The organism is Blautia glucerasea (genome assembly GCF_013304385.1).
In the GTDB taxonomy this organism is placed as follows: domain Bacteria; phylum Bacillota; class Clostridia; order Lachnospirales; family Lachnospiraceae; genus Blautia_A; species Blautia_A ammoniilytica.
On record NZ_JAAITU010000017.1, the window covers coordinates 1 to 24,096 of the forward strand.

Genomic DNA, 24,096 nt, shown 5'->3' on the forward strand with positions numbered 1-24,096 from the left:
GAAATACGAAAAAAAGCCCAATTCTTTTTTAGAATCAGACTTTTTCAGTGCCCTTGATTTATTGGGCTTTTCTCGACAGAAGGCAGACCGTCTCCACATGAACAGTGGAACAAAACTGGTCCACGCTGCAGGTCTTTTGGATCTGGTATCCAGCATCAATGAATGCAGGCAGGTCTCTTGCCAGGCTGGTGGGCTTGCAGGAAATGTAAATGATCTTGTCGACCTGATAGTCCAGAATCTTGGGCAATGCCTTGGGATGGATCCCATCACGAGGGGGATCCAGCACGATCACATCCGGCTTTTCAGTCAGATCATCCAGGACCTTCAGCACATCCCCGGCAATAAAATGACAGTTTTCCAGACCATTAAAGGCTGCATTTTCTCTGGCAGCTTCCACAGCCTCTTCCACGATCTCCACACCAATCACCTCTTTTGCTACCGGTGCAAGCAGCTGGGCAATAGTTCCGGTTCCACTGTAAAGATCGAAGACTACTTTTTCTTTAGTTTCCCCAATATATTCCCGCACAATGGAATACAATACTTCCGCTGCCAGAGAATTGGGCTGAAAAAAGGAAAATGGGCTGATTTTAAACCGAAGTCCCAAAAGAGTTTCGTAGAAGTAATCCTGTCCGTACAAAAGCCTGGTTTCATCACTTTGAACCACATCTGAAAGAGAATCATTGATAATATGCATGATTCCTACGATCCTGCCTTCCAGCGGAAGTGCCAGAAGTCTTGTCACTAACGGAGCATAATCATATTCTGCCTGGCTGGTTGTGATCACATGCACCAGAATCTCTCCTGTTGTTACGCCTCTGCGAAGTAGTAGATGGCGCAGATAACCGGTATGCTGCATTTTGCGATAATGCACAGCTCCCAGTTCTGTGAAGAAATCCAGCACGCACCGGAGGATCTTGTTCATATCCGTATGTACCAGCCTGCAGTGATCTGCTGTCAGTATATCGTAGGTACTGCCTTTTTTATGAAGGCCAAGGGAAAGAGGTCCGTCCTTATATTCATCCCCAAATGAAAATTCCATTTTATTTCTGTATTCAAATTCTCTTGGACTTCCATGTATCCCTTCCCAGTGGATATCTTCTCCTGCTGCCTGGGTGAGAAGCTCTTTCACTTGGGTTTCTTTCATTTTCAGCTGTTCCTCATAGGACATAGTCTGGTACATGCAGCCGCCACACTGGGGAAAAACAGGACATACCGGATCTCTTGTTTCCAATGGAGACTTTTCCAATACCTCAAGCAATCGTCCTTCAGCTCTTCCAGAACGCTTCTTATTGATCATAAAGCGTACTTTCTGCCCTGGGATCCCGTTTTTTACAATTACCTTTTCACCATCGATATTCACGATCCCTTTATTGGGAAAATCAATTTTTTCAATAACTCCCTGATATATTTCACCTTTTTTCATAATAATCTACCTCTCACAATGTCTTTACGATCGCACAGGTACATTACAAAAGAATCTCCTGTTGCAGACGGAGTTTTTATGTAATAGGAACATTACAAAGTAATTTCCTGGTACATAAAAAAACTGTTGCATTAAGCAGTAGAAAATGTTTTAATGCAACAGCTTTTTCAGTTTGTCTTATTTACTCTTCTTCATCCTCAAAATAATCATCGAAATCATCATCGAAATCTTCTTCAAAATCTTCCAGATAATCCGGTGCAAAGAAACGATATACTGCAAAAGCAATACCTGCAATAGCTGCTACAGCTCCAATGATCGCCAGTACCCAGAGGACTGTATTCTTCTGCTTCTCATCTTCTTTTTTCTTTAAGGTTGACAATAATTCTTCGATCTTATCCATTTTAATATTCATGATCAATACCATCCTCTCTTTTTCTGATAACACCCATAATTGCTGATACTGAGAAAAACACCATACGTCCCAACATCATTCATATTCGGTATTATACCACCAATTCTGTCTTTTTACCATATCCAAGATAAAAAAGATCATGCAAATCATTCAAACTGCTCACAGCAACCACAAATCAACATTCTTTTATATACATTCAGCAGACAGTATCCCTTGCAGTTATATTTTTTTCAGCTTTGCAAAGCTGGCAAACATTTTTTTAACACCTACTTTATCAAAATCTACAGTAACTTCATAATCCCTGCCGCCTTCTGCAATGGCTTTCACTATGCCAACGCCGAATTTCATATGTCGCACAGTATCACCTACCTGGTAATCCAGGGCATCCGCTTTTGTCACTTTAAATTCTTTTGGCTTGTAGGCTCTTGTCTGAAAAATCTGCTTCATCTGGGAATATTTGCTGTCAGAAGAGAATACCTGTTCCATCTTTGGTTTCTTTTCCTGTATGGTGTGTCCCAGATCTACCAGATCTCTTGGAATCTCCTGAACAAACTGTGACACCTTGTTATACTGCGTTTCACCTCTCACCATCCGTTGTCTTGCACAGGTCATGGTCAGCTCCTTCATGGCACGGGTGATACCCACATAGCACAGCCTTCTCTCTTCTTCCAGTTCTGAACCATCTCCGTAATTAATGGACATATAGCTTGGGAAAATCCCGGTTTCCATACCAGCCATGAAAACCCTGGGGAATTCCAGTCCCTTTGCACTATGCAGGGTCATCAGAAGTACATAATCCTGCTCCGGATCCACTGTGTCAATATCTGCCACCAGTGCCACTTCCTCCAGGAATCCTGCAAGAGTAGCTGGCTGATCCTGCTCTTCCATAGTTTGCTGATACGTAACTGTTTTACTGATCAATTCGTCAATATTTTCAATCCTTGCCCTTGCTTCTTCTGTATCCTCAGCTTCCAGTTCCTTCACATACCCGGTAAGTTCAATGATCTCCTTTAACAGATCCTCCACTGTGTAAGCCTGAGCCTTGCTTTTCAGCATCTGGATAAAAGTAACAAAGCCATCTATCTTGGATAAGCTTCTGCCTATAGACGGCACTTCTTCAGCTACTCGAAGTGCTTCATAAAGACTGATGCCCATTTTATCTGCATAATCCTGGACACGACCTAGCGTGGTGGCGCCGATCCCACGCTTTGGCACATTGATGATCCTCTGTACAGCCAGATCATCTCTTGCATTATCCACGGTTTTCAGATAACAAAGCAGATCCTTGATCTCTTTTCTGGCATAAAAATTCACTCCGCCTACGATCTTATAAGGTATATTGGCATTGATAAATTTCTCCTCAAATAAACGTGACTGGGCATTGGTCCTGTACAGGATGGCACAATCCCTATACTGGCAAAGCCCTTCCCTGTGGGCCTTGCTGATTTCTCCTGCTATGTACTCTGCCTCCTCAAATCCGTTCATAAACTGCCTGAAATGGATCTTTGGCCCTTCTTCGTTCTCTGTCCATAAGGTTTTTTCTTTACGCTCTGCATTATTTGCGATTACATGGTTGGCAGCATTCAGGATATTCTGGGTGGAACGATAATTCTGCTCCAGACGTATCACAGCCGCATTTGGAAAAACCCGCTCATATCCCAAAATATTCTCAATATTAGCTCCCCGGAACTTGTAAATAGACTGGTCATCATCTCCAACCACGCACAGATTCTCATACCTGGAAGCCAAAAGACTTACAAATTTAAACTGGGCATAATTGGTATCCTGGTACTCATCCACCATAATATACTTAAACCGTTCCTGATAATATTCCAATACACGATCACAATTCTGAAACAACTCTACTGTTTTTACGATCAGATCATCAAAATCCAGCGCATTGTTTTTACGAAGGGCTGCCTGATACTCCCTGTATACCATAGCTGTTTTTTTCTGATTAAAATCACCGGCCGCATCCATTTCCATCTGATCCGGAGTAATCAGATTGTCCTTTGCATGGGAGATCTGGGACAACAGTGCCCTTTCTTTAAATATCTTTGTATCCACATTCAGCCTGCGGCATACATCTTTGATCACTGACTTCTGGTCATCTGTATCATAAATAGTAAAATTAGTGTCATATCCCAGATTGTCAATATGCCTTCTTAAAATCCTTGCACAGGTGGAATGAAAGGTAGATACCCATATTGCATCTGAGCCAAAACCTGCGATCCGGTCTACCCTTTCCCTCATCTCCTGCGCTGCTTTATTGGTAAAAGTGATTGCCAGGATATTCCATGGATTCACTTCTTTTTCCTGGATCAGATATGCGATCCTATGTGTCAGCACCCGGGTTTTTCCTGATCCTGCACCTGCAAGGATCAGCAATGGGCCTTCTGTATGAAAAACGGCCTGCCTTTGCATAGGATTTAAACTGTCATATATACTCATTCTTGCTTTTCCTTTCAAACTGAAATCAAAATCTCAGAAAATACTATAAATTACTCAGTACTTAAGTTACCTTAGCATCAAAAAACTACTCTTTGAATTATACATGATATTCCTATTTGCCACAAGTACACCTGAATCAGGACGAAGAAATTATATCAGCTGGGAGATGACCCCCACCTCTATAGGTGGTGAGAAACAAGCTGGTATCAGTGGTGGGAGTCAATCCCCCAGCTGATATAGCCTCCGGCAGGATTGCAGAGGTGCGCAGGAGAAGTATGTCATGCAATTGCATGACGCGCACCTCGCAGCAAGAATGCCGAGGCATTCTTGAGAAAAATCCAAAAAATTATTTACAAGTAGTATTGAAAACTATATAATAAGGATTATGAGGTGATAAAACATGACAATTGATAACAAAGACATTTTAAATAGTATTCTGCAGAATATATCCAGTTTAAGTTATATTAAACCAGAAGATCTTCCCAATATTGATCTTTATATGGATCAGGTAACTACCTTTATGGAGGGGCAACTGGCTTCTACCAAGCGCTATCCTGAGGACAAAGTTCTCACCAAGACCATGATCAACAATTATGCCAAGAACTCTCTTCTACCCTCACCTGAAAAGAAGAAATATTCCAGGGACCATCTTCTTGTGCTTATTTTTATATATTACTTCAAAAATATTCTGTCCATCAATGACATCCAGACCCTTTTTCAGCCTATCACAGAAAAGTATTTTAAAGGTTCTGACGGCAAAGATATGGCTTATATTTATAATGAAGTTTTCGGGATGGAGAAAAACCATATTGAGCAGATGGAGAAGAATCTTCTTCGGGATTTTTCTGTTTCATCCAAGACTTTTCAGGATGCAGATCCCCAGGATCAGGAATTTCTCCGAAAGTTTTCCTTTATATGTGAATTAAGCTTTGACGTATACATCAAAAAAATGATCATCGAAAAGCTGATCGACCAGATGGCTCCTGGTGATACCAAAAAAGAGCGTAAAAAATCTTCCAAAAAAACAGACGGCTGAATCTGACAGCCGTCTGTTTTTGCGCGGAACTTTTCTTGATCATATATGTTGCCATCTGATATATTTCAGTTTTTATTCTTGCTCTTCTTTTGCTTTCATTCTGGCAAATACCATTTCATAACCGTCATTACCATAATTCAATGAACGATTCACACGGCTGATCGTAGCAGTGGAAGCTCCTGTCTTCTCTGAAATGTCCAGGTATGTGCGCTTATCCATCAGCATCTTCGCAACTTCAAATCTCTGTGATAAGGATAAAAGCTCATTGATGGTACACACATCCTCAAAAAATGTGTAGCATTCTTCCTTATCTTTCAAACACAGGATTGCCTCAAAAAGATGGTCAACTGCCTCTGTTCTGATATTTTTTCCCATAGTCTTACTCCTTTACAGCAACTGCAGCTGCATATGTTTTATTTCCATTCATTCCCTTTTCCAATACATTACTGAATGGCATTATCTTTTGTTATTTTAACACGCTAAACTGTGATAAGCAAGGGATTTTTCAGTAATTTCCCAGATATTCCTGTCAGGCTTGTCTCTCCAGATACTGACAAAGCAACTCATAAGAACGATTCAGCACCAATTCCTTTGGAAAATCCATTTCATTCAAAAGTCGTACTGCATACTCAAATCTGCCGATCAGTTCATCAAAATGAGCATCACTGTCTACCACAATAGGTACCTGATACTCCTTGCATAGCTTTAACATTTTACGGTCATTCTCCCATGCATTCTCTCTGCAGCCGGCCGGATCCAGGGAATGATTATTTAACTCCAGAACCTTGCCATAGTCCTTGGCCGCCTGCACCACTGCCTGGTAATCCACAGGAAAACGTCCGTCATCCGGATGACCGATAATATCTACATATGGATTTTTAATCACATTCAGGTAAGCCTGTGTATTCTCCTCCACTGTCCCAGGCTCTGTGCAGGCAATATGAAGGCTTGCGATCACAATATCCATAGAATTAAGCAGCTTATCTGACATGTCCAGGGTTCCCCGGCTATCCATAATATTTACCTCACTTCCAAGAAAAAGCCGGATCCCATACATTTCTCTTGAAACAATCTTCAGATTATCAAAATAGAACCTGTGGCAGGTTCCCGGCAGCTTAGGAGCATGCTCCGTGATCCCCAGTGCTTTCAGTCCTTTATCTGCTGCTGCCCGTGCCATTTCACGAATCGTATTGTAAGCATGTCCGCTGGCAATGGTATGTGTGTGCAGATCAGCTTCGAAATTGTATTCCATAATCTTCTCACTCCTCCTGATTTCCTGTCAGTCTTCATAGTATAACACATTTTTTCAGGAAAGCAAAACAAGGATACTGTCCAAAGACAATATCCTGTTCTGCGTCTCGAGAGAATATTATTTTAACAACTAATGCTTGAGAGACCTGTTTCTCTGCCCTTATTTCGCAATAAAGGACTTTCTCTTACTTACTACATCAAAGATAACTGCTGCCAGAAGCACCGCACCTTTTACAACCTTCTGCATATTCTGGTCAGTACCCATGATACTCATGCCCTGGTTGATAATACCCATCAGCACAGCACCTACAATAACTCCAGGTACAGTACCTGTTCCACCGTAAGCAGATGCACCACCGATAAAGCAGGAGCCAATTGCATCCATTTCATAGTTCTGTCCATATGTAGGCTGAGCAGATGTCATACGTGCAACTGTAAGAAGACCTGCAAGACCTGCAAGGAAGCCCATATTTGCATAAGCAATGAAGTAAACTCTGTTTGTATTAATACCGGAAAGCTTAGTTGCTTTCTCATTACCGCCAACTGCATAGAAATGACGTCCAACGGTTGTTTTACTGGTAATATAGCCATAAACAATTACCACCAGAATAACCCATACAAGAGAAGTAGGAACACCTTTGTACTGCGCCAGTTTTATACATACAGCCATGATCACTGCTACGATCAAGATCATTTTTCCGTATACAGCCACAGCACTTCCTGCGTCATAACCGTTTTTCTTACGATTCATGTAAGTTCTGATGGTAAGGATCACATAGATCGCACATGCAATAATTCCTACAGCAAGAGCGACTTTATTAAATCCATCCTCTCCGCCGAGAAAATCCGGAATATAACAGTTTGCACCGCCGCCAAACAGTTTTACGAAAATCTCAGATTTGATAGGCAATGTTTTTCCCTGAAGAACCACGTTGGACAACCCACGGAACATCAGCATTCCTGCCAGTGTAACAATAAAAGGAGGGATTCTTACATAAGCGATCCAGAATGCCTGCCATGCTCCGATGAGTGTACCGATAAGAAGTGCCAGAATAATGGCTACTCCATCTGGAAGGTTCATATTTTCCATAAAAATGCCGCACAGGGCACCTACAAAACATACTACGGATCCAACAGAAAGGTCGATGTTTCCTCCTGTCAGGATACACAGCAGCATACCTGTAGCCAGTACAAATACGTATGCATTTTGTGAGATCAGATTGTTAATATTCTGAGGAAGAAGAATCTTGCCCTGTGTTCCCCATGCGAAAAATATAGTTACAAGCACCAGGACAATGATCATTGTATATTTCTGAAAACCTTCTTTAAACTTTGTCTTATCCATTTTTACTCTCCTTTGCTTGACTGCATAATGCAGGTCATGATCACTTCCTGGGAAGCTTCTTCTGAAGATAATTCTCCTGCAATTCTGCCTTCATTCATTACATAGATCCTGTCTGACATTCCAAGAACTTCAGGAAGCTCAGAGGAAATCATGATCACAGATTTGCCTTCTGCCACAAGACTATTAATGATGCAGTAAATCTCATACTTTGCACCAACATCAATCCCTCGGGTAGGCTCATCCAGGATCAGGATGTCCGGATCTGCAAACATCCATTTTGCAAGAAGCACCTTCTGCTGGTTTCCACCGCTTAGGTTACCCACATTTTGTTCAACTGTAGGACATTTGGTTTTCAGCTTATCCTTATATTCCACTGCTACAGCATACTCTTTGTCCTGGTCAATGACCCCATGATTACTGATACCTGCCAGATTTGCCAGACTGGTATTATTCTTGATGGAATTACTGAGAATCAGACCATCGCCTTTTCTGTCCTCTGTCACATAGGCCAGCTTGTGCTCGATGGCATCCCTAGCACTTTTCAGATGAACTTCTTTTCCGTTAATAAAAAGCTGTCCACTGATATTGGTCCCATAACTTTTTCCGAAAATACTCATGGCAAGCTCTGTTCGTCCTGCTCCCATCAATCCAGAAATACCTACAACCTCACCTTTACGCACATTCAGGGATACATTGTCCACAACTTTTCGCTCATTATACAGTGGATGGTACACATTCCAGTTCTTAACTTCCATACGCACATCACCGATCTTTACCCCTGGCCGTTTTGGGAAACGGTCAGCGATCTCACGGCCTACCATACCTTTAATGATCCTCTCCTCTGAGAAATCATCCACGCCCTTTGTCAGTGTTTCAATGGTAGAGCCGTCACGGATCACAGTGATCTTATCTGCCACATAGGAAACCTCATTCAGCTTATGTGAAATAATGATGGATGTCAGCCCTTCTTTTTTTAATTTAAGAAGCAGATCCAGAAGTGCCTGGGAATCCGCCTCGTTCAAAGATGAAGTAGGCTCATCCAGAATCAGAAGCTTAGCATTCTTAGCCAGAGCCTTTGCAATCTCTACCAGCTGCTGCTTGCCTACTCCAATGTCTTTGATATAAGTCCTTACAGAATCTGTAAGACCTACCTGTTTTGTATATTTCTCTGCCAGCCGGTATGTCTCATCCCAGTTGATGGCAGCTTTTTTTCCACGCTCATTTCCAAGGAACATATTTTCTCCGATGGTCATATATGGTATCAGAGCCAGTTCCTGATGGATAATTACAATTCCTTTTGCCTCACTGTCTTTAATATCATGGAAATTACAGATTTCTCCGTCATAAATGATATCGCCTTCATAAGAACCATGAGGATAAATTCCCGAAAGAACATTCATCAAAGTCGATTTCCCGGCACCGTTTTCTCCTACCAGCGCATGGATCTCGCCCTGCTCTACCTGTAGATTTACGTTATCTAGCGCTTTCACACCGGGGAATGTTTTGGTGATATTCTTCATTTCCAACAGTATCTTTGCCAAAATTTTTCCCTCCAGACTTTCCCAATTTAATCCAGAAACCAATATTTTTAAAACTGGGGCTGTCGCATAAACAGCCAGAAGACCTTTTATGCGGCAGCCTCAAAATTATTACTTATTATGTCAGTTCATATGAAACTGATTATTTCAGCTGATCCTCTGTGTAATATCCGGAATCAACAAGAAGTTCTTTGTAGTTGTCAGCTGTGCATACTACAGGCTCGCAAAGGAATGAAGGAATAACGCCTGTGCCGTTGTCATATGTCTCTGTATCGTTTACAGGAGCCTCGCCACCCTGCATGATAGCATCAACCATTTCAACAACCTTGGAAGCCAGTGTACGTGTATCTTTGAATACGGACATAGCCTGTTTTCCATCAATGATATTCGGCATGTTTGCAATGTCACAGTCCTGACCTGTGATGATCGGATATTCGCCTGTGTAGTTTGCTGCAAGAGCATTCTCTACACCAAGTGCTGTGGAGTCATTGGATGCAAGAACAGCGTCAAGATTTGTGCCATCTGCATAGTAGGAAGAAAGGATATTCTCAAATCTGGACTGTGCAGTTTCTGTTGACCAGTTTGCTGTAGCAACCTCATCCTTTGTCATCTGTCCGGACGGAACAACCAGTTTTCCTTCATCAATGTATGGCTGAAGAACATCCATAGCACCGCCGAAGAAGAAGTTTACATTGTTGTCACCAGGATCACCTGTAACGAACTCAATGTTGTAAGGTCCATCTGTATTGTCCAGATCCAGAGCATCTACCAGGAACTGGCCCTGTGTCTTACCAACAAGATAGTTATCAAATGTTGCATAGTAGGAAATTGCATCTGTGTTCATGATCAGACGGTCATAGGAGATAACCGGGATATTATTTTCTTTTGCCTGAGCAAGAACGGTTCCAAGAGAATCACCTTCGATGGAAGCAACCACAAGGAGCTCATCTCCATTAGCGATCATATTCTCAACCTGGGAAACCTGTGTGCTAACTTCATTTCCTGCATACTGCAGATCTACCTCATAGCCTTTTGCTTCCAGCTCTTTCTTCATGTTCTCGCCGTCCTGATTCCATCTCTGAAGATCCTGGGTAGGCATTGCAACACCGATCAGTCCCTTGCTTTCATCAGCGTGTGCAACTGTAGGAACTACTACCAGACCAGCTACCATTGATGCACAAAGAGTTGCAGCAAATAATTTTCTTTTCATTTTGTAAATCCTCCCTTTAATCTCATACCTTCTCGGTACATTCATTTTTGATGATGTTATCTTAGCACGGGCAATACAGGACATAGTTGTCAAAATATCGGATTATTTACGGAAAACAAAAAATGTCCTGCCATAAGCAAGACATTTTTGCTACAAAAAAATCCTATTGACTTTTTATTTCAGTCAGTCCTCCCTGGGAACATTCAGATACACATCTTCTACGGAATGATAGCCACCGTCAATAATGATCTCATCCATATTCCGGCTGGTAACGGAAATAGGCTGAAGCATACAAAATGGAATATCCCCTGAGCCATCATTTATACTGCTGTTAATCCTGGACAGCTTTTCTCCCTTTGCCATACTGACTGCATACCTGGCTGCAACCTTTGCCAGAAGCTCAACTGATTTAAAAGCTGTCATTGTCTGGGTGCCTTCCACGATCCTCTGGCAGGCAGCCAGATCTCCGTCCTGTCCTACCACCTGTACTTTTCCGGCAAGTCTGTGTTCTGCCAGAACACGTACTACCTGAGCTGCTATATCATCATTCCCGCACATGATCCCACTTACATCCGGATATTTTTCCAATGCTTCATCCAGATAATCCACAGCCAGCTCTGCTCTCCAGCCTTTACAATGTGCTTCATAAACCACTTCCAGATTGCTGCCTTCCAATTCCTCCATAAAGCCCTGATACACCAGCTTCACATTATTATCTTCTTCAGCTCCCTGGATCATAATGATCTGTCCCCCATCTGGCAGATCACGTTTCAGTTCCTTTCCCATTAAAGTGCCTACTGCTTTGTTATTAAAAGAAACATACAGATCTGAATCTCCATTCAGGATCAGACGGTCATAGCTGATAGTTTTGATCCCTTTTTCCTTTGCTGCATGCATCACATCAGACAAAGCCGCACAGTCTGCAGCCACCACTGCAAGAACATCCACATTTTTATCGATCAGATACTGGATCTGGGAAATCTGTTCCTGCACACTGCCATTTGCATTCTGCACGTTCACAGAAGCTCCCAGCTTTTTAGCTGTGGAAACAAATACATCCCTGTCACGGATCCAACGTTCGATCACAAAGGAATCAAAACTAAACCCTATCTTTACTTCCTGATTTTCTTTGTTATTATTTTCTTCTGCCTGCTGCCCACTGTCCTGTGTTCTTTCTGAAGTTTTACTTCCACATCCAACTCCAAGAACACATATACACAAAAACAGGCATATTACTTTTTTCCGTTTCTTCATATTGCTTCTCCTACCCTCATCTTCATCTGAGTGTTTTGTTTTGCCGAATCTTTCCCAGATCGTTTAACACTATCCTAATCTTTCTCTGAATTCACTGGGGGTTACCCCTTCATAACGTTTAAAGATCCTGCTGAAATAATTGGGATCACTGTACCCGCACATGCTGCAGATTTCTTTAATACTGTACTTCTGGTTCTTTAGAAGCTGTCTGGCATTTGTCATCCTGATCCTGGTCAGATACTCCACAAAGCCCTCGCCTTGTTCCTGCTTAAATAACTTACTGAAATAATATGGACTGATATCCACCATTCTGGAAACCTCATCAAGAGAAATATCCTTATTATAATTTTCATCAATATAGTTCCTGGCTTTTGCAACTACAGACTCGGATTCCTTTTCCTTTGTAGTTGCCATGCCCTGGCATACGTGGGCTGTTTTCTCCAAAAACCAGTTCCGTAATTCTTCATAGTCCCTGCATCCATGAATCTCTTTCAGGTAGTTCTCCCTGTAGCGAAAACCATACTTCACTCCGCCCTTAAAAAACGCTGTATGCTCAATCCTCATTACCAGCTCCAGCACTTTGATCTCAATGTCTTCCCTGTACTCCTGGTAATGCTCCAGCATCCACTCAAAAAACCGGTTGGCTGTATCCATTGCCCCTGCATAATCCGGTTCCATTGCTCTTTGAAGAAAACGATTTTCCAATTCCAGTGGGTATTCTCCGTCATAATCCTTTACAATGGGAATATCATTAATATGTACCACATGGCTGTCTCCTTCACGCAGTGCACGTAAAGCCTCAGTGTAAGAATCTTTCACATTTTCCCAGGACTTAACTCTGCCAATCCCACCTCTGAACTTACAATCGATCCTGTTTTCCAGACGATGGATCATATTGCGCATCCGGGTAAGGATCTCCACACGTTCTTCATACTCTACGCTCCCCGTCTGATATGGCACAAGAAGGATGATGCGGTTTCCCATCACAGGCCCTACCAGACAATCCAGAAAGCTTTTGGCGATCTCCCGAAACTCTGTATAGAATTTATTGGCCTTTACACTGGCTCCTACTGCATTGGTAAGCACGCCATTCTCCACACTGTCGCCAAATTCCACTACCACCATAAAAGCATATTCCTGTGTAATATTCAGCAGAACCTGATAATTGCTCTGATATGTATGGAATTCGTCAAGAAGCAGAAGATTGTATATATAACCAGACTCGATCACAGGCACTACGATCTCCAGCTTTTCACGGATCTTTAGGTCATCACTCCGCTTCTTCCTTGTCTCATCCACCAGCTGCATAGCCTTTGTGCAGACTTCCAGGATCTTCTTCTTATTCACAGGCTTCATCAGATATTCCAGAACCCCAAGATTAATGGCTTCCTGTGCATAATGAAATTTGTCATATGCCGAAATAATAATAAAAATAGTGTTCTGGTTAAACTTTCGAACCTCTTTAATAGCCTGGATCCCGTTCAGACCCGGCATCTGAATATCCACCAGCGCAATATCCGGCCGAAAGCTTTCTGCCTGTTCTACCACTGCCCTTCCGGTTTTTGCGCAGGCAATCTCACATTCATCCCCAAAACTGCTGGTAATAATAGTTTTAAGGGATTCCACCATGATCCCTTCATCATCTGCAATTAATATCCTATACATTTTCTTTTCCCTTCCCTGCTTCCATGAAGTGCTTTAGCATCTGGTACTGTCTGGAATCTGTATGATCACTTCAGTTCCCAGATCTTCTCCCTGGCTTTGGATGGACAACAGTCCTTTTTCTCCATAATACAATTCCAGCCTGCTGATCACATTGTTCATACCTACACCTGTGGAATCCCCTGCTTCCTCCTCGCTGGTGATCTCTCCGTCCAATATCTGCCGGATCCGTTCCCTGGAAATACCTTTTCCGTTATCTTTTACACTGATCTGTATATACTCTTCTTTTCGTCTGATACACAGATGGATCCGGCCCTCCCAGTCAATATTCCGGATACCATGATTCACAGCATTTTCCACGATCGGCTGTAAGATCATGCTGGGGATCCTGCAGTCAAGCACAGATTCATCCACATCTGTTGTATAATGAATTTCTCCAGAAAAGCGTACATTCAAAATGTAGATATAGTTCTCCACAGCCTCCACTTCCTCCCGAAGTGTAGCATCTTCACTGCCTTTTTTTACATTGTAGCGAAAAAAATCTGCCATCTTCTCCACAAAAATACTGGTTTTCTCTGCATCCTCCATCATAGCCAGCTGCGCCCCTGCATTCAGGGAGTTGAAAAGAAAATGAGGATTGATCTGTGACTGCAGATACTTTAACTGAGCTTCCTTCAGGTGATTCGTCATAAGAAGTTCCCGCTCCATCATTTTCTGTTCTTTTACCATATTTTCTTTGGTAAGATTCACATATTCTTCCAGACTTGATACCATAGAATTAAAAGTTCTTGTCAGTACGCCAACCTCATCTCCTGCATCTGTGGAAGGCATTTTTACATTAAAATTGGCCTGTCCTACCAGCTTTACCGTAGCTGCCAGTCTTGTAAGGGGAGCAGATACACTCTTTACCATCAGATACAGCATCAGCATGCAGATCCCCATAACCATAATAAGAAGCACAGAACTTACGATCTCCAGATACCAAATAGCGCTTTGGAGAGCCTGGTAGCTTGAAGAGTTATTCAGAAACTGCTGTCCATTCAGTTCTCCGATGTAAGTATTCAGATAATGATATACCTGAAGGGCTTCCCCATAAGAGTCCTTATACTTCTCCACATTCCGCCCACGCTTTGCCTGTACTGTCTCTGCCGTATAAGCCAGATAGGTTTCTGACATATTCCGTATATTACGTTCCAGAAGCTTTACCGGATTCTCCATTACCTGTTCATTCAGCTTCTCCAGAAGCTTCCTATAATTCTCCTCATAACGGTAATAATCCTCCAATGTATCTGAAGACTTCACTGTAAGATAATCGTACATGCCAATCTGAACCTTTTCCAGGGACTGGGCAAGCTCTGTAATATCCACATTACTGGCATATACAGCATCCAGTGTCTGCATGGTACGGTTCATCTGCCAATATAGAAGTGTGTTTGTACCAAAAAGAATCACAGCCACAATTATTACCTGTATCAAAACCTTTACTGCAAGGGAAAGATCCTTCCATCTTAGTTTTTTTCTTGTTTTATTCATTACTATTCCCCTGTCCTTAAGCTAGTACATCGTTTCGTCCTTTGTACTGGCAATCACATCCAGATCCACATTATAATAGGCATTTGTTCTGCCTTCTTCCCAATATTCTGTGAGAGCTTCAATACTGTATTTTCCGATCTGCTCCACATTCATGCTGATGGTCACAGGGATCAGTCCTTTCTTAACAGCCTCCATAATACTTCTGGAGGTATAATATCCAATGATCTTCACATCTCCTACCATGTTGTAATCGATCATGGCCTGATACGCACATTTGGTCGTCACCTCATCCAGACAAAGCAGGATCTGAGGCGGTCCTTCCGGTGCCTGGAAAATACTGCGAATTTCTTCTTCCGTATCAAACCGACTATAAGACAAAATATTCCGGGTCTGTATTTTGATCCGCTGGTCATTGCCTGCCTTCTTCTCAATGGCACTGTAGATCTGAGCATAAATCTGATTCTGTCCAAGCTCCTGTTCCCGGTTCAAAAGAAGCATCACCCTGGAAGTGGAAGAATCTATCAGCTTTGCCACCTGTTCTCCATATACCTGCCCCAGCTGATAATCATTGATCCCTACAAAGGACTGTCTGGTACTCTTTGTGGCATCATTGGCAATGATCACCACAGGGATTCCCTTTTCCACTGCCTCATCGATCTTTTCCTGCATACCCTTTTCTCCATTGTACTCCAGGATGATCCCGTCTACCTGTGCGGCAATACTCATATCCATATAGTCCATTTTGGTATAATCGCCGCCGTTCTCAGCACTTTTCAGTTCCAGCACTGCGCTGTTAGCCAGTGCTTCTTTTCTTGCATTCTTGTATACGTCCTGCCAGAAGGTTTCATTTCGACTGTCAACGATCATTTCATACTGATATTTATAAATCTGATTCAGTTCTTCTGACATGGCTCCTGCATTTTCCATGATTGTATTATAATAAGAAGAGATAAAAAAAATGAAAAGAATAGCAACCAGTACTGCAGCCACCATCAGCCACACCTGTCTGCCTATCCTGTGTCTGTTTTCCATACGCAAAACTCCCCTCATCCACACCTGGCAAACCTTTTTTTTATATTATACCAAAATTCTCCCATTCATCAAAGACATTTTTGACCTAAAACACATCCAATCTTCCAATTGCTTTTTACCCACAGATTCGTTATACTATGATTACAATGCGGAGTGCAAAGCACGAAACTATCCGTGTAATCATAATTTTTGTGTTTTGACACTGTCAATCATACTATACCATATTGATATTTTAGGAGGTTTGTTTATATGGGACGTTTTTTTGATATGGATAATAGGTTTTTTACTTTTATGAGCAGAGTCAGCGACCTGATCATCCTGAACCTGCTATGCATACTCTGCTGTCTCCCTATTGTCACAGCAGGTGCATCCATTACCGCTATGTTCTACGTTACCCTGAAGATGGTACGCAATGAAGAAGCCTACATTGCCAAAAGTTTCTTCAAGTCATTTAAACAGAATTTAAAACAGTCTATTATCATCAACCTGATCATGCTGGTAACAGGCGCACTTCTGTATTTTGACCTGACCATTGCAAAAAGCATGAGCGGCCTTCCTGGTAAGGCACTTTCTGTAGTCTTCATGATGATCCTGCTGCTTTACGTAATGGTGTTTATTTATATTTACCCAGTACTTGCCAAGTTTTACAACACCACTAAGAATACCTTTATCAACGCATTCCTGATGGCGATCCGTCATCTTCCATATACTCTTTTGATGCTTCTAATCACAGCACTGCCGGTTGCCATCCTGTATATTCCTACAGCTAGGGTTCAATCCCTGGTGCTTATGCTTTTTGTTCTTACTGGTTTTGCCACTATTGCTTATATCAATTCACACTTTTTTGTGAAGATTTTTGATAACTATATTCCAAAGGAAAACACACTGACAGAGGAAGGCCAACAGGAACAGGGAAATGACTCCCAGGTATCCGGTTCATGACCAGTTGGAACGGCAAGCCTTATCATTCTCTTGACTATATGCTTCGGCAGATGTTCGGAGAAAAGATATACAAGGTTACACTGAATGGCGGCATGACCTGTCCCAACCGTGACGGTAAGATTGGGGAAAGAGGCTGTATTTTCTGCAGTGCAGGAGGCAGTGGTGATTTTGCTGCCAGTGCTTCCCTTTCCATTACGGAGCAGATCCGGCAACAGATCCAGATGTTGTCTGCCAAACGCCCGATTCATAAATACATTGCCTATTTTCAGGCTTACACCAATACCTATGCTCCTGTAGAATATTTGGAGAGAATATTCACCGAAGCCATCCAAAACCCGGATATCTGTGCCATATCCATCGGCACCAGACCGGACTGTCTGGAAGAGCCTGTGATTCGGCTGCTTTCCAGGCTGAATCAGATCAAGCCTGTGTGGGTAGAACTTGGTCTTCAGACCATCCACGAGCACACTGCCAGATATATCCGCAGAGGTTATCCTCTTTCCTGTTTTGACCAGGCCATGCAAAGCCTTCATCAGGCAGGCCTGGATGTGATCGTACATACCATTCTGGGACTTCCGGGGGAGACCTCCAGGGATGTGCTTGACACCATGAAGTACCTGAACGCTTGTCAGATCCAGGGGATCAAGCTTCAGCTTCTCCATGTACTTTCCGGTACAGATTTGGCTGCTGATTACCAGACTGGGAAGTTTTCCGTACTGGACCGTGAAGAATACATTGATCTGGTGATCCGCTGTCTGGAACATCTGGATCCTTCCATAGTGATTCACAGGGTAACAGGAGATGGTCCCAAGGATCTGCTGATCGCCCCTTTGTGGGCTTCCAGGAAACGGGAAGTGCTGAATCTTCTCCATCACCAGATGAAAGAGCAGGGCAGCTATCAGGGCAAAGCCTTTATCCAAGTATAAATACAATTTTAGGAGGTTGATCGTATGGAAACACCATTTACAGTATATAAGCTTATTATTTTGTACATGCTGTCCCATTCAGACACGGAACTTACCAATTCTCAGCTTTCTGAATTTATCCTTGACCGGGATTATACCAATTATTTTCATCTTCAGCAGGCTATCTCCGAGCTTGTGGAGGCAGGACTGATCTACAAGCGGGTAAAGTCCAATTCCTCTTATTACCAGATCACCTCTGATGGTGCAAGCACCCTTTCTTTTTTTGAATCTGACCTTTCACCTGAGATTCGTAAAGATGTATCCGAATTTCTAAAAACAGCCGGTTATGAAGTACAGAATTCCATTGTTACCCCTGCTGATTATTATATTACATCCCAGGGAAACTACTCTGTACGCTGTCAGCTTCTTGAGAAAAACGTATCCCTGATCGACCTGAATATTTCCGTTCCCACACTGGAAGCTGCGGAAGCGGTATGTAAGGCTTGGCCTTTAAAATATCAGAAAATCTATGATAAATTAATGGAGGAGCTGTTATAAGCCCCTCCACTTTTATATCTGTTTCTCTATACTCCGGCAGAATATGGTCTTCTTAAGCCTGCTCCCGGATCTTCTCCATATGTTCTTTCAGTTTTTTCTCATATCCCATATCACTTAATTCATAAAAAGTTTCCCCAAGTATCTCAGAAGGCAGATACTGCTGCTCCACATAATGATTAGGAAAATCGTGTGCATACTTATAGCCGATGCCATGGCCAAGCTTCTCATGACCGCCATAATGGGCATCCTGCAAATGGGCAGGCACTGTTGTGCGCTTATGTTTTACAGAATCCATAGCTGCAAAAATTGCATTCACTGCTGAATTACTTTTGGGGGCGCATGCCATGTAAGCTGCTGCCTGGGCCAGAATGATCTGTGACTCCGGCATGCCTACACGCTCCACAGCCTGGGCTGCTGCCACAGCTACCTGAATCGCCTGGGGATCTGCATTTCCAATATCCTCCGAAGCCAGGATCATAATCCTTCTTGCAATAAATTTCACATCTTCTCCTGCATACAGCATTTTTGCAAGATAATAAACGGCAGCATCTGGATCTGATCCCCGCATACTTTTAATGAAAGCAGAAATAATATCATAATGATTATCCCCGTTCTTGTCATAACGTACCACCCGCTTCTGGATGCACTCAGAAGCCACTTCAAGAGTAATATGGATCTTCCCATCCTCTCCTCTTGGTGTAGTAAGGATCCCCAATTCAATGGCGTTCAATGCACTTCTTGCATCTCCCCCTGCCATATCTGCCAGGAAATCCAGGGCATCCTCATCGATCATAGCCTGGTAGCTGCCCATTCCTCTTTCTGTATCCTGGACAGCCCTCAGGATCAGTTCCTTGATCTCCGGTATTTCCAAGGCCTTCAGTTCAAATACAATAGATCTGGATAAAAGAGCACCGTTCACCTCAAAATAGGGATTCTCTGTAGTGGCACCGATCAGGATCACTGTTCCATCCTCCACAAAAGGAAGCAGATAGTCCTGCTGACTTTTGTTAAAACGATGAATCTCGTCAATGAACAGGATCGTTTTCTTACCGTACATACCAAGAGTATCCTGTGCCTGCTTGACAACCTCTTCCATATCTTTCTTCCCTGCCACTGTGGCATTGATCTGTGTAAAGTTGGCACTTGTAGTATTGGCAATCACCTTTGCTAACGTGGTTTTACCTGTTCCCGGCGGTCCATAGAATATAACTGAAGTCAGCTTGTCAGCCTTGATTGCCCGGTAAAGCAGCTTGTCCTTACCCACAATATGCTGCTGCCCCACCACCTCATCCAGAGTCCTTGGGCGAAGTCTAGACGCAAGCGGGGACTCTCTTTCCATTGTTTTTGATTTTGCATATTCAAATAAATCCATATATCTGTAACTCCCATCTGAAGAACTATGTCCTTGTTGTTCACATTTCATCTGCCTCATGATTGGAATTATAACAGAAAAATTAGTAAAAGTACATATGTTCCCAGTTTTTACATGATCAGCAGCTGATCCACAGTCACAAATTCATAGCCTCGCTCCAGCAGTTCATCCATGATCTGCACGGCTGCATCCACAGAAGTCTGGTAGCCGTCATGCATCAGGATGATTGAGCCGTCTTTTACCTGAGATCGTACCAGTCTCATAATGCAATCCACATTTTTACTTTTCCAGTCCAATGTGTCCACATCCCAAAGAACCGGGAACATAGTCACCAAAAGGTCAAAATTTTTCGGCCAGGCTCCAAAGGGAGGACGTACATACTGGGGATACACCCCAGTGATCTTGTATATCTCATTACTGGTTCTTTCTACCTCAGTTCTAGCCTGGGCAACAGGGATTTTATCCAGCTCTACATGATTATAAGTATGGTTTCCCAACAGATGTCCTTCCTTTTGCATCTGTTGCACCAGCTTTTCATTTCCCGGGATGTTTTTACCCATAAGAAAAAAAGAGGCATGGATTCCTCTTTTTCCTAATTCATTTAATAGAGCCGGTGTATACTTTTTGTTTGGACCGTCGTCAAAGGTAAGGGCAACTTTTGGCTTCTCTATCTGTATCACCTGGATGATCTGCCTTTTTTCCCGATTGAAAGCTCCAGCCCCCACTCCTACTGCTGCCAGGAACAGACTCCATGTAAGTGCAGCTGCTATCGTTCTGATCTTTTTGATCCAGTTCTTCTCCATTTTGAAATCCACTCCGCCTTTTCCTATACTATATGCAGATTTCTTCTGAATAGACTATTGGAAACACCGGTATATCTTCTCACAGCTGATATAAAACAACAGCGAGAACCCTGAAGTCCCCGCTGCCTGCATACCTTATTATTGTAATTTTGTGCTCACAGATTTAGTTAAGCTTCTCCCGAAGAAGTGCCAGCCTGTGTTCGATTTCCTCTACGCACTTATCGTAGCCAAGCTTGCTGCTGTCAAGACACAGATCGTAATTAGTAGCATCTGTCCACTCTTTGCCTGTAAATCTGCGGCAATATTCAAACTTGCGTTTATCATCCTTCTGAAGGAATTTCTCAATCTCCCTTGGTGTTTTGCTCAGTTTCTCTGCTGCCTTCTCCATACGGAATTCCCAGGATGCATGAATAAACACACTTAAAACATTGGGATAATCCTTCAGCACATAATTGGAACAACGTCCAATGATCACACAGGACTCCGTCTCTGCCAGATGGCGGATCGTTTTGGCCTGATAATTAAAAAGATTCTCATCGGATGTAAATTCTTTGCTGTGTGGTGGGATCAGATCTCCTGTATAAATGCTTTCTTTTTTGAAAAGAGGCGGCTTGGCACTACTGTACTCATCCACTCTTCCAAAAAGTGTTTCATGGATCCCACTGTCATCAGAAGCCATACGGATAATGTCCTTATCATAATAGGAAATCCCCAGCTTCTTGGAAAGCATTTCGCCTACTGTACGGCCGCCACTGCCATACTGTCTTGCAATGGTAATCACATAATTACTCATGTCGTCCCTCCTTATTCTCCCAGATATGCCTTCTGCACAGCCTTATCATTAAGCAAATCACTGGCTTTGCCGCTCATGCTGATTCTTCCAGTCTCCAGTACATATGCACGGTCTGCAATGGTAAGAGCCTTCTTAGCATTCTGTTCTACAAGAAGAACGGTTGTACCGCTCTCACTTACTACACGTATTATATCGAAGATCTCATTAACAAAAATAGGTGAAAGACCCATAGAGGGCTCATCCATAACGATCAGCTTTGGTTTGCTCATCAGTGCACGACCCATGGCAAGCATCTGCTGCTCACCACCTGATAAGGTACCTGCTCTTTGCCCTTTTCGCTCTTCCAGTCTGGGGAAGCGCTTATAAATACCGGCAAGGCTTTCCTGGATCTCAGCCTTATCCTTTCTTGTGTAAGCTCCCATGATCAGATTCTCATAAACACTCAGATCAGAAAACACCCTTCGCCCTTCCGGTACATGGGCAATTCCAAGTTCCACGATCTTATGGGCCGGAATCTTTGTAATATCCTTGCCCTCAAAAGTGATGGATCCTTCTTTTGCGCTAAGAAGACCTGTCAATGTCTGAAGGGTGGTGGTTTTTCCTGCGCCATTGGCGCCGATCAGTGCAATAACCTCTCCCTGGTTTACTTCAAAGGAAATCCCCTTCAATGCATGGATCACACCATAATATACGTGCAAATCTTTTACTTCTAACATTGCCATTTTCGTTTCCTCCTTACTCTCCCAGATATGCTGTGATAACGGCCGGGTCTTTCAGCACCTGTGCTGTCTTGCCCTGGCAAAGGACCTGACCAAAGTTCAGAACAGTCAGTTCCTCACAGATACCGCCTACCAGCTTCATATCATGCTCGATCAGCAGGATCGTCATATTGAAATGGTCACGTACAAAACGGATCATATCCATCAGTTCCTGAGTCTCATTAGGGTTCATACCTGCTGCAGGCTCATCCAGAAGCAGCAGCTTAGGTTCTGTAGCAAGTGCTCTGGCAATCTCCAGCTTACGCTGTTCACCGTAAGGCAGGTTGCTTGCAAGATAATCTGCAAAAGCATCAAGACCGAACACTTTCAGAAGCTCCATAGCTTTTTCATTCATCTGCTTCTCAACTTTAAAATATTTTGGAAGTCTGAATACACCTGTAAAGGTAGAATACTTATAATTGTTGTGCAGACCTGCTTTTACATTGTCCAGCACTGTCATATCCTTAAACAGACGGATATTCTGGAAAGTTCTTGCAACACCTGCTTTATTGATCTCTATAGGATTTTTACCTGTAATATCAACGCCGTCCAGCTTGATGATCCCTTCAGTAGGCTTATATACACCGGTAAGAAGATTGAATACAGTTGTTTTTCCTGCTCCGTTAGGTCCGATCAGGCCGTATAATTCCCCCTGGTTGATCTGAATATTAAAATTATCAACTGCATGAAGGCCGCCAAACTGAATGGACAGGTTTTTTACCTCTAAAATAGCCATGATCAAGCCGCCTCCTTTTCTTTTCCATGTTTTTTTAATTTATCAGCTACTCTGCTTCTGAAATCCCTTGCAGCAGGAGCCCAGTTAAACAGCATCATAACGATCATAATAATTGCATAGATCAGCATACGGTATGTGGAGAATCCACGAAGCAGCTCCGGAAGGGCATACAGGATAATAGTAGCAATGATGGAACCACGAAGATTACCAATACCGCCAAGGATCACGTAAACCAGGAATGTAATAGACAGGTTATAGTCAAAAACGGAAACCTTCAGCATGGAAAGGTTATGTGCATAAAGCACACCTGCCACACCTGCAATCGCTGCTGAAATGGTAAAAGCAAGCAATTTGTTCTTGGTTACATTGATGCCAATGGATTCTGCAGCAATACGATTATCCCTGGTAGCCGTAATGGCACGTCCGCTTCTGGAATTTACCAGGTTCTGTACAACAAACAGAGACACCAGTACCAGAATCACACCGATCAGGAAAAAGTAATCTTTAATGTCTTTATAAAGTGTAGCTGTCTTGGAAATACCAAGCGCCCCCTTAATGATCTGCTTTCCACCCGGCTCCAGCTGAAGCGCACCGGAGCTTGTAGCAACATGAAGGCCTTTGCTGTCCACACCCACATACAAAATATTGATCAGATTCTTAATGATCTCGCCAAAAGCAAGTGTTACGATAGCAAGATAGTCCCCCCGAAGACGAAGTACCGGAATGCCGATCAGGAAACCAAGGAGTGCAGCTACTGCTGCCCCGATGAGAATCGCAATGATCAGTCTTGGTACAGAGGGGATCACATCGCTTGCAACATGAGAAAATACTGCACTTGCATATGCGCCCACGCACATAAAGCCTGCATGTCCAAGGCTCAATTCACCAGAATAACCTACAACCAGGTTCAGGGAAATGGCTGCAATTACATATACACAGATTGGAACAAGAAGACCTGTCAGAAGCCTGGACAGATTTCCTGTGGAAGAAAGCGTCTGTGCAACAGCAAAGATCACAAGCACCATGCCATATGTAATAAAATTGTTTTTTGATGTTTTGTTCATACCTTTCTTCATCTTGTC

22 protein-coding genes are annotated in these 24,096 nt (G+C 42.9%); 4 read left to right on the forward strand and 18 right to left on the reverse strand.

The window, feature by feature from the left end; translation table 11 throughout:
• Positions 1–58 precede the first annotated feature (58 nt).
• The 3 genes from rlmD to pcrA all read right to left on the reverse strand — a co-directional run bounded on the left by rlmD (position 59) and on the right by pcrA (position 4,286).
• Positions 59–1,423, reverse strand: a complete 1,365-nt coding sequence (rlmD, locus tag G5B11_RS08380; RefSeq protein ID WP_173727618.1) for a 23S rRNA (uracil(1939)-C(5))-methyltransferase RlmD — start codon at positions 1,421–1,423, stop codon at positions 59–61.
• Positions 1,424–1,604: 181 nt separating this feature from the next.
• Complete coding sequence (locus G5B11_RS08385) at positions 1,605–1,823, reverse strand: hypothetical protein (protein WP_158421884.1); 219 nt, start codon at positions 1,821–1,823, stop codon at positions 1,605–1,607.
• Positions 1,824–2,054: 231 nt separating this feature from the next.
• The gene (gene pcrA / locus G5B11_RS08390) at positions 2,055–4,286 is read right to left on the reverse strand and encodes a DNA helicase PcrA (RefSeq protein WP_173727622.1); all 2,232 of its coding nucleotides are present in this window, start codon (positions 4,284–4,286) and stop codon (positions 2,055–2,057) included.
• Positions 4,287–4,686: 400 nt separating this feature from the next.
• Here pcrA and G5B11_RS08395 point away from each other — a divergent pair, with 400 nt between their 5' ends.
• On the forward strand, positions 4,687–5,322 hold the full coding sequence (locus G5B11_RS08395; RefSeq protein WP_158421875.1) for a DUF1836 domain-containing protein: 636 nt from the start codon (positions 4,687–4,689) through the stop codon (positions 5,320–5,322).
• 72 nt (positions 5,323–5,394) lie between these two features.
• Here G5B11_RS08395 and G5B11_RS08400 read toward each other — a convergent pair whose 3' ends face one another.
• The 9 genes from G5B11_RS08400 to G5B11_RS08440 all read right to left on the reverse strand — a co-directional run bounded on the left by G5B11_RS08400 (position 5,395) and on the right by G5B11_RS08440 (position 16,147).
• Complete coding sequence (locus G5B11_RS08400; protein WP_158421874.1) at positions 5,395–5,697, reverse strand: YerC/YecD family TrpR-related protein; 303 nt, start codon at positions 5,695–5,697, stop codon at positions 5,395–5,397.
• 154 nt (positions 5,698–5,851) lie between these two features.
• A complete protein-coding gene (locus G5B11_RS08405; RefSeq protein WP_173727625.1) occupies positions 5,852–6,574 on the reverse strand; it encodes a phosphatase in 723 nt (240 codons plus the stop codon).
• 159 nt (positions 6,575–6,733) lie between these two features.
• Positions 6,734–7,918: a multiple monosaccharide ABC transporter permease gene (gene mmsB, locus G5B11_RS08410; RefSeq protein WP_158421872.1), complete on the reverse strand. Its 1,185-nt coding sequence runs from the start codon at positions 7,916–7,918 to the stop codon at positions 6,734–6,736.
• 2 nt (positions 7,919–7,920) lie between these two features.
• A complete protein-coding gene (mmsA, locus tag G5B11_RS08415) occupies positions 7,921–9,459 on the reverse strand; it encodes a multiple monosaccharide ABC transporter ATP-binding protein (RefSeq protein ID WP_158421871.1) in 1,539 nt (512 codons plus the stop codon).
• Between the two features lie 139 nt (positions 9,460–9,598).
• Complete coding sequence (gene chvE, locus G5B11_RS08420) at positions 9,599–10,627, reverse strand: multiple monosaccharide ABC transporter substrate-binding protein (protein ID WP_244092953.1); 1,029 nt, start codon at positions 10,625–10,627, stop codon at positions 9,599–9,601.
• Between the two features lie 222 nt (positions 10,628–10,849).
• Positions 10,850–11,920, reverse strand: coding sequence for a sugar ABC transporter substrate-binding protein (locus G5B11_RS08425; RefSeq protein WP_173727627.1), 1,071 nt, complete (start codon positions 11,918–11,920; stop codon positions 10,850–10,852).
• A gap of 69 nt (positions 11,921–11,989) precedes the next feature.
• Positions 11,990–13,585: a helix-turn-helix domain-containing protein gene (locus G5B11_RS08430; protein WP_158421868.1), complete on the reverse strand. Its 1,596-nt coding sequence runs from the start codon at positions 13,583–13,585 to the stop codon at positions 11,990–11,992.
• Positions 13,586–13,618: 33 nt separating this feature from the next.
• Positions 13,619–15,115 carry a sensor histidine kinase gene (locus tag G5B11_RS08435; protein WP_173727628.1) on the reverse strand — a complete coding sequence of 499 codons (1,497 nt, stop codon included), beginning with the start codon at positions 15,113–15,115 and terminating at the stop codon, positions 13,619–13,621.
• A 21-nt stretch (positions 15,116–15,136) separates the two neighbouring features.
• Positions 15,137–16,147, reverse strand: a complete 1,011-nt coding sequence (locus G5B11_RS08440) for a substrate-binding domain-containing protein (RefSeq protein WP_244092950.1) — start codon at positions 16,145–16,147, stop codon at positions 15,137–15,139.
• 249 nt (positions 16,148–16,396) lie between these two features.
• On the opposite strand from G5B11_RS08440, the gene G5B11_RS08445 reads away from it, so the two are divergent.
• The 3 genes from G5B11_RS08445 to G5B11_RS08455 are packed head-to-tail and all read left to right on the forward strand — an operon-like array spanning position 16,397 to position 18,552.
• Positions 16,397–17,089, forward strand: a complete 693-nt coding sequence (locus tag G5B11_RS08445; RefSeq protein ID WP_173727630.1) for a YesL family protein — start codon at positions 16,397–16,399, stop codon at positions 17,087–17,089.
• On the forward strand, positions 17,086–18,015 hold the full coding sequence (locus G5B11_RS08450) for a TIGR01212 family radical SAM protein (RefSeq protein WP_173727631.1): 930 nt from the start codon (positions 17,086–17,088) through the stop codon (positions 18,013–18,015). Before G5B11_RS08445 ends, G5B11_RS08450 begins: the two co-directional genes overlap by 4 nt.
• Positions 18,016–18,039: 24 nt before the next feature.
• Positions 18,040–18,552, forward strand: coding sequence for a DUF4364 family protein (locus G5B11_RS08455; RefSeq protein WP_158421864.1), 513 nt, complete (start codon positions 18,040–18,042; stop codon positions 18,550–18,552).
• Between the two features lie 52 nt (positions 18,553–18,604).
• Here G5B11_RS08455 and G5B11_RS08460 read toward each other — a convergent pair whose 3' ends face one another.
• The 6 genes from G5B11_RS08460 to G5B11_RS08485 all read right to left on the reverse strand — a co-directional run bounded on the left by G5B11_RS08460 (position 18,605) and on the right by G5B11_RS08485 (position 24,090).
• Positions 18,605–19,924 carry a replication-associated recombination protein A gene (locus G5B11_RS08460; RefSeq protein ID WP_158421863.1) on the reverse strand — a complete coding sequence of 440 codons (1,320 nt, stop codon included), beginning with the start codon at positions 19,922–19,924 and terminating at the stop codon, positions 18,605–18,607.
• Positions 19,925–20,034: 110 nt separating this feature from the next.
• Complete coding sequence (locus G5B11_RS08465) at positions 20,035–20,739, reverse strand: polysaccharide deacetylase family protein (RefSeq protein ID WP_330603103.1); 705 nt, start codon at positions 20,737–20,739, stop codon at positions 20,035–20,037.
• Positions 20,740–20,890: 151 nt separating this feature from the next.
• Complete coding sequence (locus tag G5B11_RS08470; protein WP_158421862.1) at positions 20,891–21,520, reverse strand: cytidylate kinase-like family protein; 630 nt, start codon at positions 21,518–21,520, stop codon at positions 20,891–20,893.
• Positions 21,521–21,531: 11 nt separating this feature from the next.
• Positions 21,532–22,242, reverse strand: a complete 711-nt coding sequence (locus G5B11_RS08475; RefSeq protein ID WP_158421861.1) for an ABC transporter ATP-binding protein — start codon at positions 22,240–22,242, stop codon at positions 21,532–21,534.
• 13 nt (positions 22,243–22,255) lie between these two features.
• Positions 22,256–23,014 (reverse strand): ABC transporter ATP-binding protein, encoded by a 759-nt coding sequence (locus G5B11_RS08480; RefSeq protein WP_173727633.1) that lies wholly within the window; start codon positions 23,012–23,014, stop codon positions 22,256–22,258.
• Positions 23,015–23,016: 2 nt separating this feature from the next.
• Positions 23,017–24,090, reverse strand: a complete 1,074-nt coding sequence (locus tag G5B11_RS08485) for a branched-chain amino acid ABC transporter permease (RefSeq protein WP_173727668.1) — start codon at positions 24,088–24,090, stop codon at positions 23,017–23,019.
• Between the last annotated feature and the right edge of the window lie 6 nt (positions 24,091–24,096).

Bases quoted from the DNA above. Each gene is read 5' to 3' on its own strand.
- G5B11_RS08450 (WP_173727631.1), top strand. From the start codon at position 17,086: ATGACCAGTTGGAACGGCAAGCCTTATCATTCTCTTGACTATATGCTT.
- pcrA (WP_173727622.1), bottom strand. From the start codon at position 4,286: ATGAGTATATATGACAGTTTAAATCCTATGCAAAGGCAGGCCGTTTTT.
- mmsB (WP_158421872.1), bottom strand. From the start codon at position 7,918: ATGGATAAGACAAAGTTTAAAGAAGGTTTTCAGAAATATACAATGATC.
- G5B11_RS08405 (WP_173727625.1), bottom strand. From the start codon at position 6,574: ATGGAATACAATTTCGAAGCTGATCTGCACACACATACCATTGCCAGC.
- G5B11_RS08485 (WP_173727668.1), bottom strand. From the start codon at position 24,090: ATGAAGAAAGGTATGAACAAAACATCAAAAAACAATTTTATTACATAT.
- rlmD (WP_173727618.1), bottom strand. From the start codon at position 1,423: ATGAAAAAAGGTGAAATATATCAGGGAGTTATTGAAAAAATTGATTTT.
- chvE (WP_244092953.1), bottom strand. From the start codon at position 10,627: ATGGTAGCTGGTCTGGTAGTAGTTCCTACAGTTGCACACGCTGATGAA.
- G5B11_RS08470 (WP_158421862.1), bottom strand. From the start codon at position 21,520: ATGAGTAATTATGTGATTACCATTGCAAGACAGTATGGCAGTGGCGGC.
- G5B11_RS08435 (WP_173727628.1), bottom strand. From the start codon at position 15,115: ATGAATAAAACAAGAAAAAAACTAAGATGGAAGGATCTTTCCCTTGCA.
- G5B11_RS08440 (WP_244092950.1), bottom strand. From the start codon at position 16,147: ATGGAAAACAGACACAGGATAGGCAGACAGGTGTGGCTGATGGTGGCT.
- G5B11_RS08400 (WP_158421874.1), bottom strand. From the start codon at position 5,697: ATGGGAAAAAATATCAGAACAGAGGCAGTTGACCATCTTTTTGAGGCA.
- G5B11_RS08480 (WP_173727633.1), bottom strand. From the start codon at position 23,014: ATGGCTATTTTAGAGGTAAAAAACCTGTCCATTCAGTTTGGCGGCCTT.
- G5B11_RS08455 (WP_158421864.1), top strand. From the start codon at position 18,040: ATGGAAACACCATTTACAGTATATAAGCTTATTATTTTGTACATGCTG.
- G5B11_RS08475 (WP_158421861.1), bottom strand. From the start codon at position 22,242: ATGGCAATGTTAGAAGTAAAAGATTTGCACGTATATTATGGTGTGATC.
- G5B11_RS08395 (WP_158421875.1), top strand. From the start codon at position 4,687: ATGACAATTGATAACAAAGACATTTTAAATAGTATTCTGCAGAATATA.
- G5B11_RS08425 (WP_173727627.1), bottom strand. From the start codon at position 11,920: ATGAAGAAACGGAAAAAAGTAATATGCCTGTTTTTGTGTATATGTGTT.
- G5B11_RS08385 (WP_158421884.1), bottom strand. From the start codon at position 1,823: ATGGATAAGATCGAAGAATTATTGTCAACCTTAAAGAAAAAAGAAGAT.
- G5B11_RS08460 (WP_158421863.1), bottom strand. From the start codon at position 19,924: ATGGATTTATTTGAATATGCAAAATCAAAAACAATGGAAAGAGAGTCC.
- G5B11_RS08430 (WP_158421868.1), bottom strand. From the start codon at position 13,585: ATGTATAGGATATTAATTGCAGATGATGAAGGGATCATGGTGGAATCC.
- G5B11_RS08445 (WP_173727630.1), top strand. From the start codon at position 16,397: ATGGGACGTTTTTTTGATATGGATAATAGGTTTTTTACTTTTATGAGC.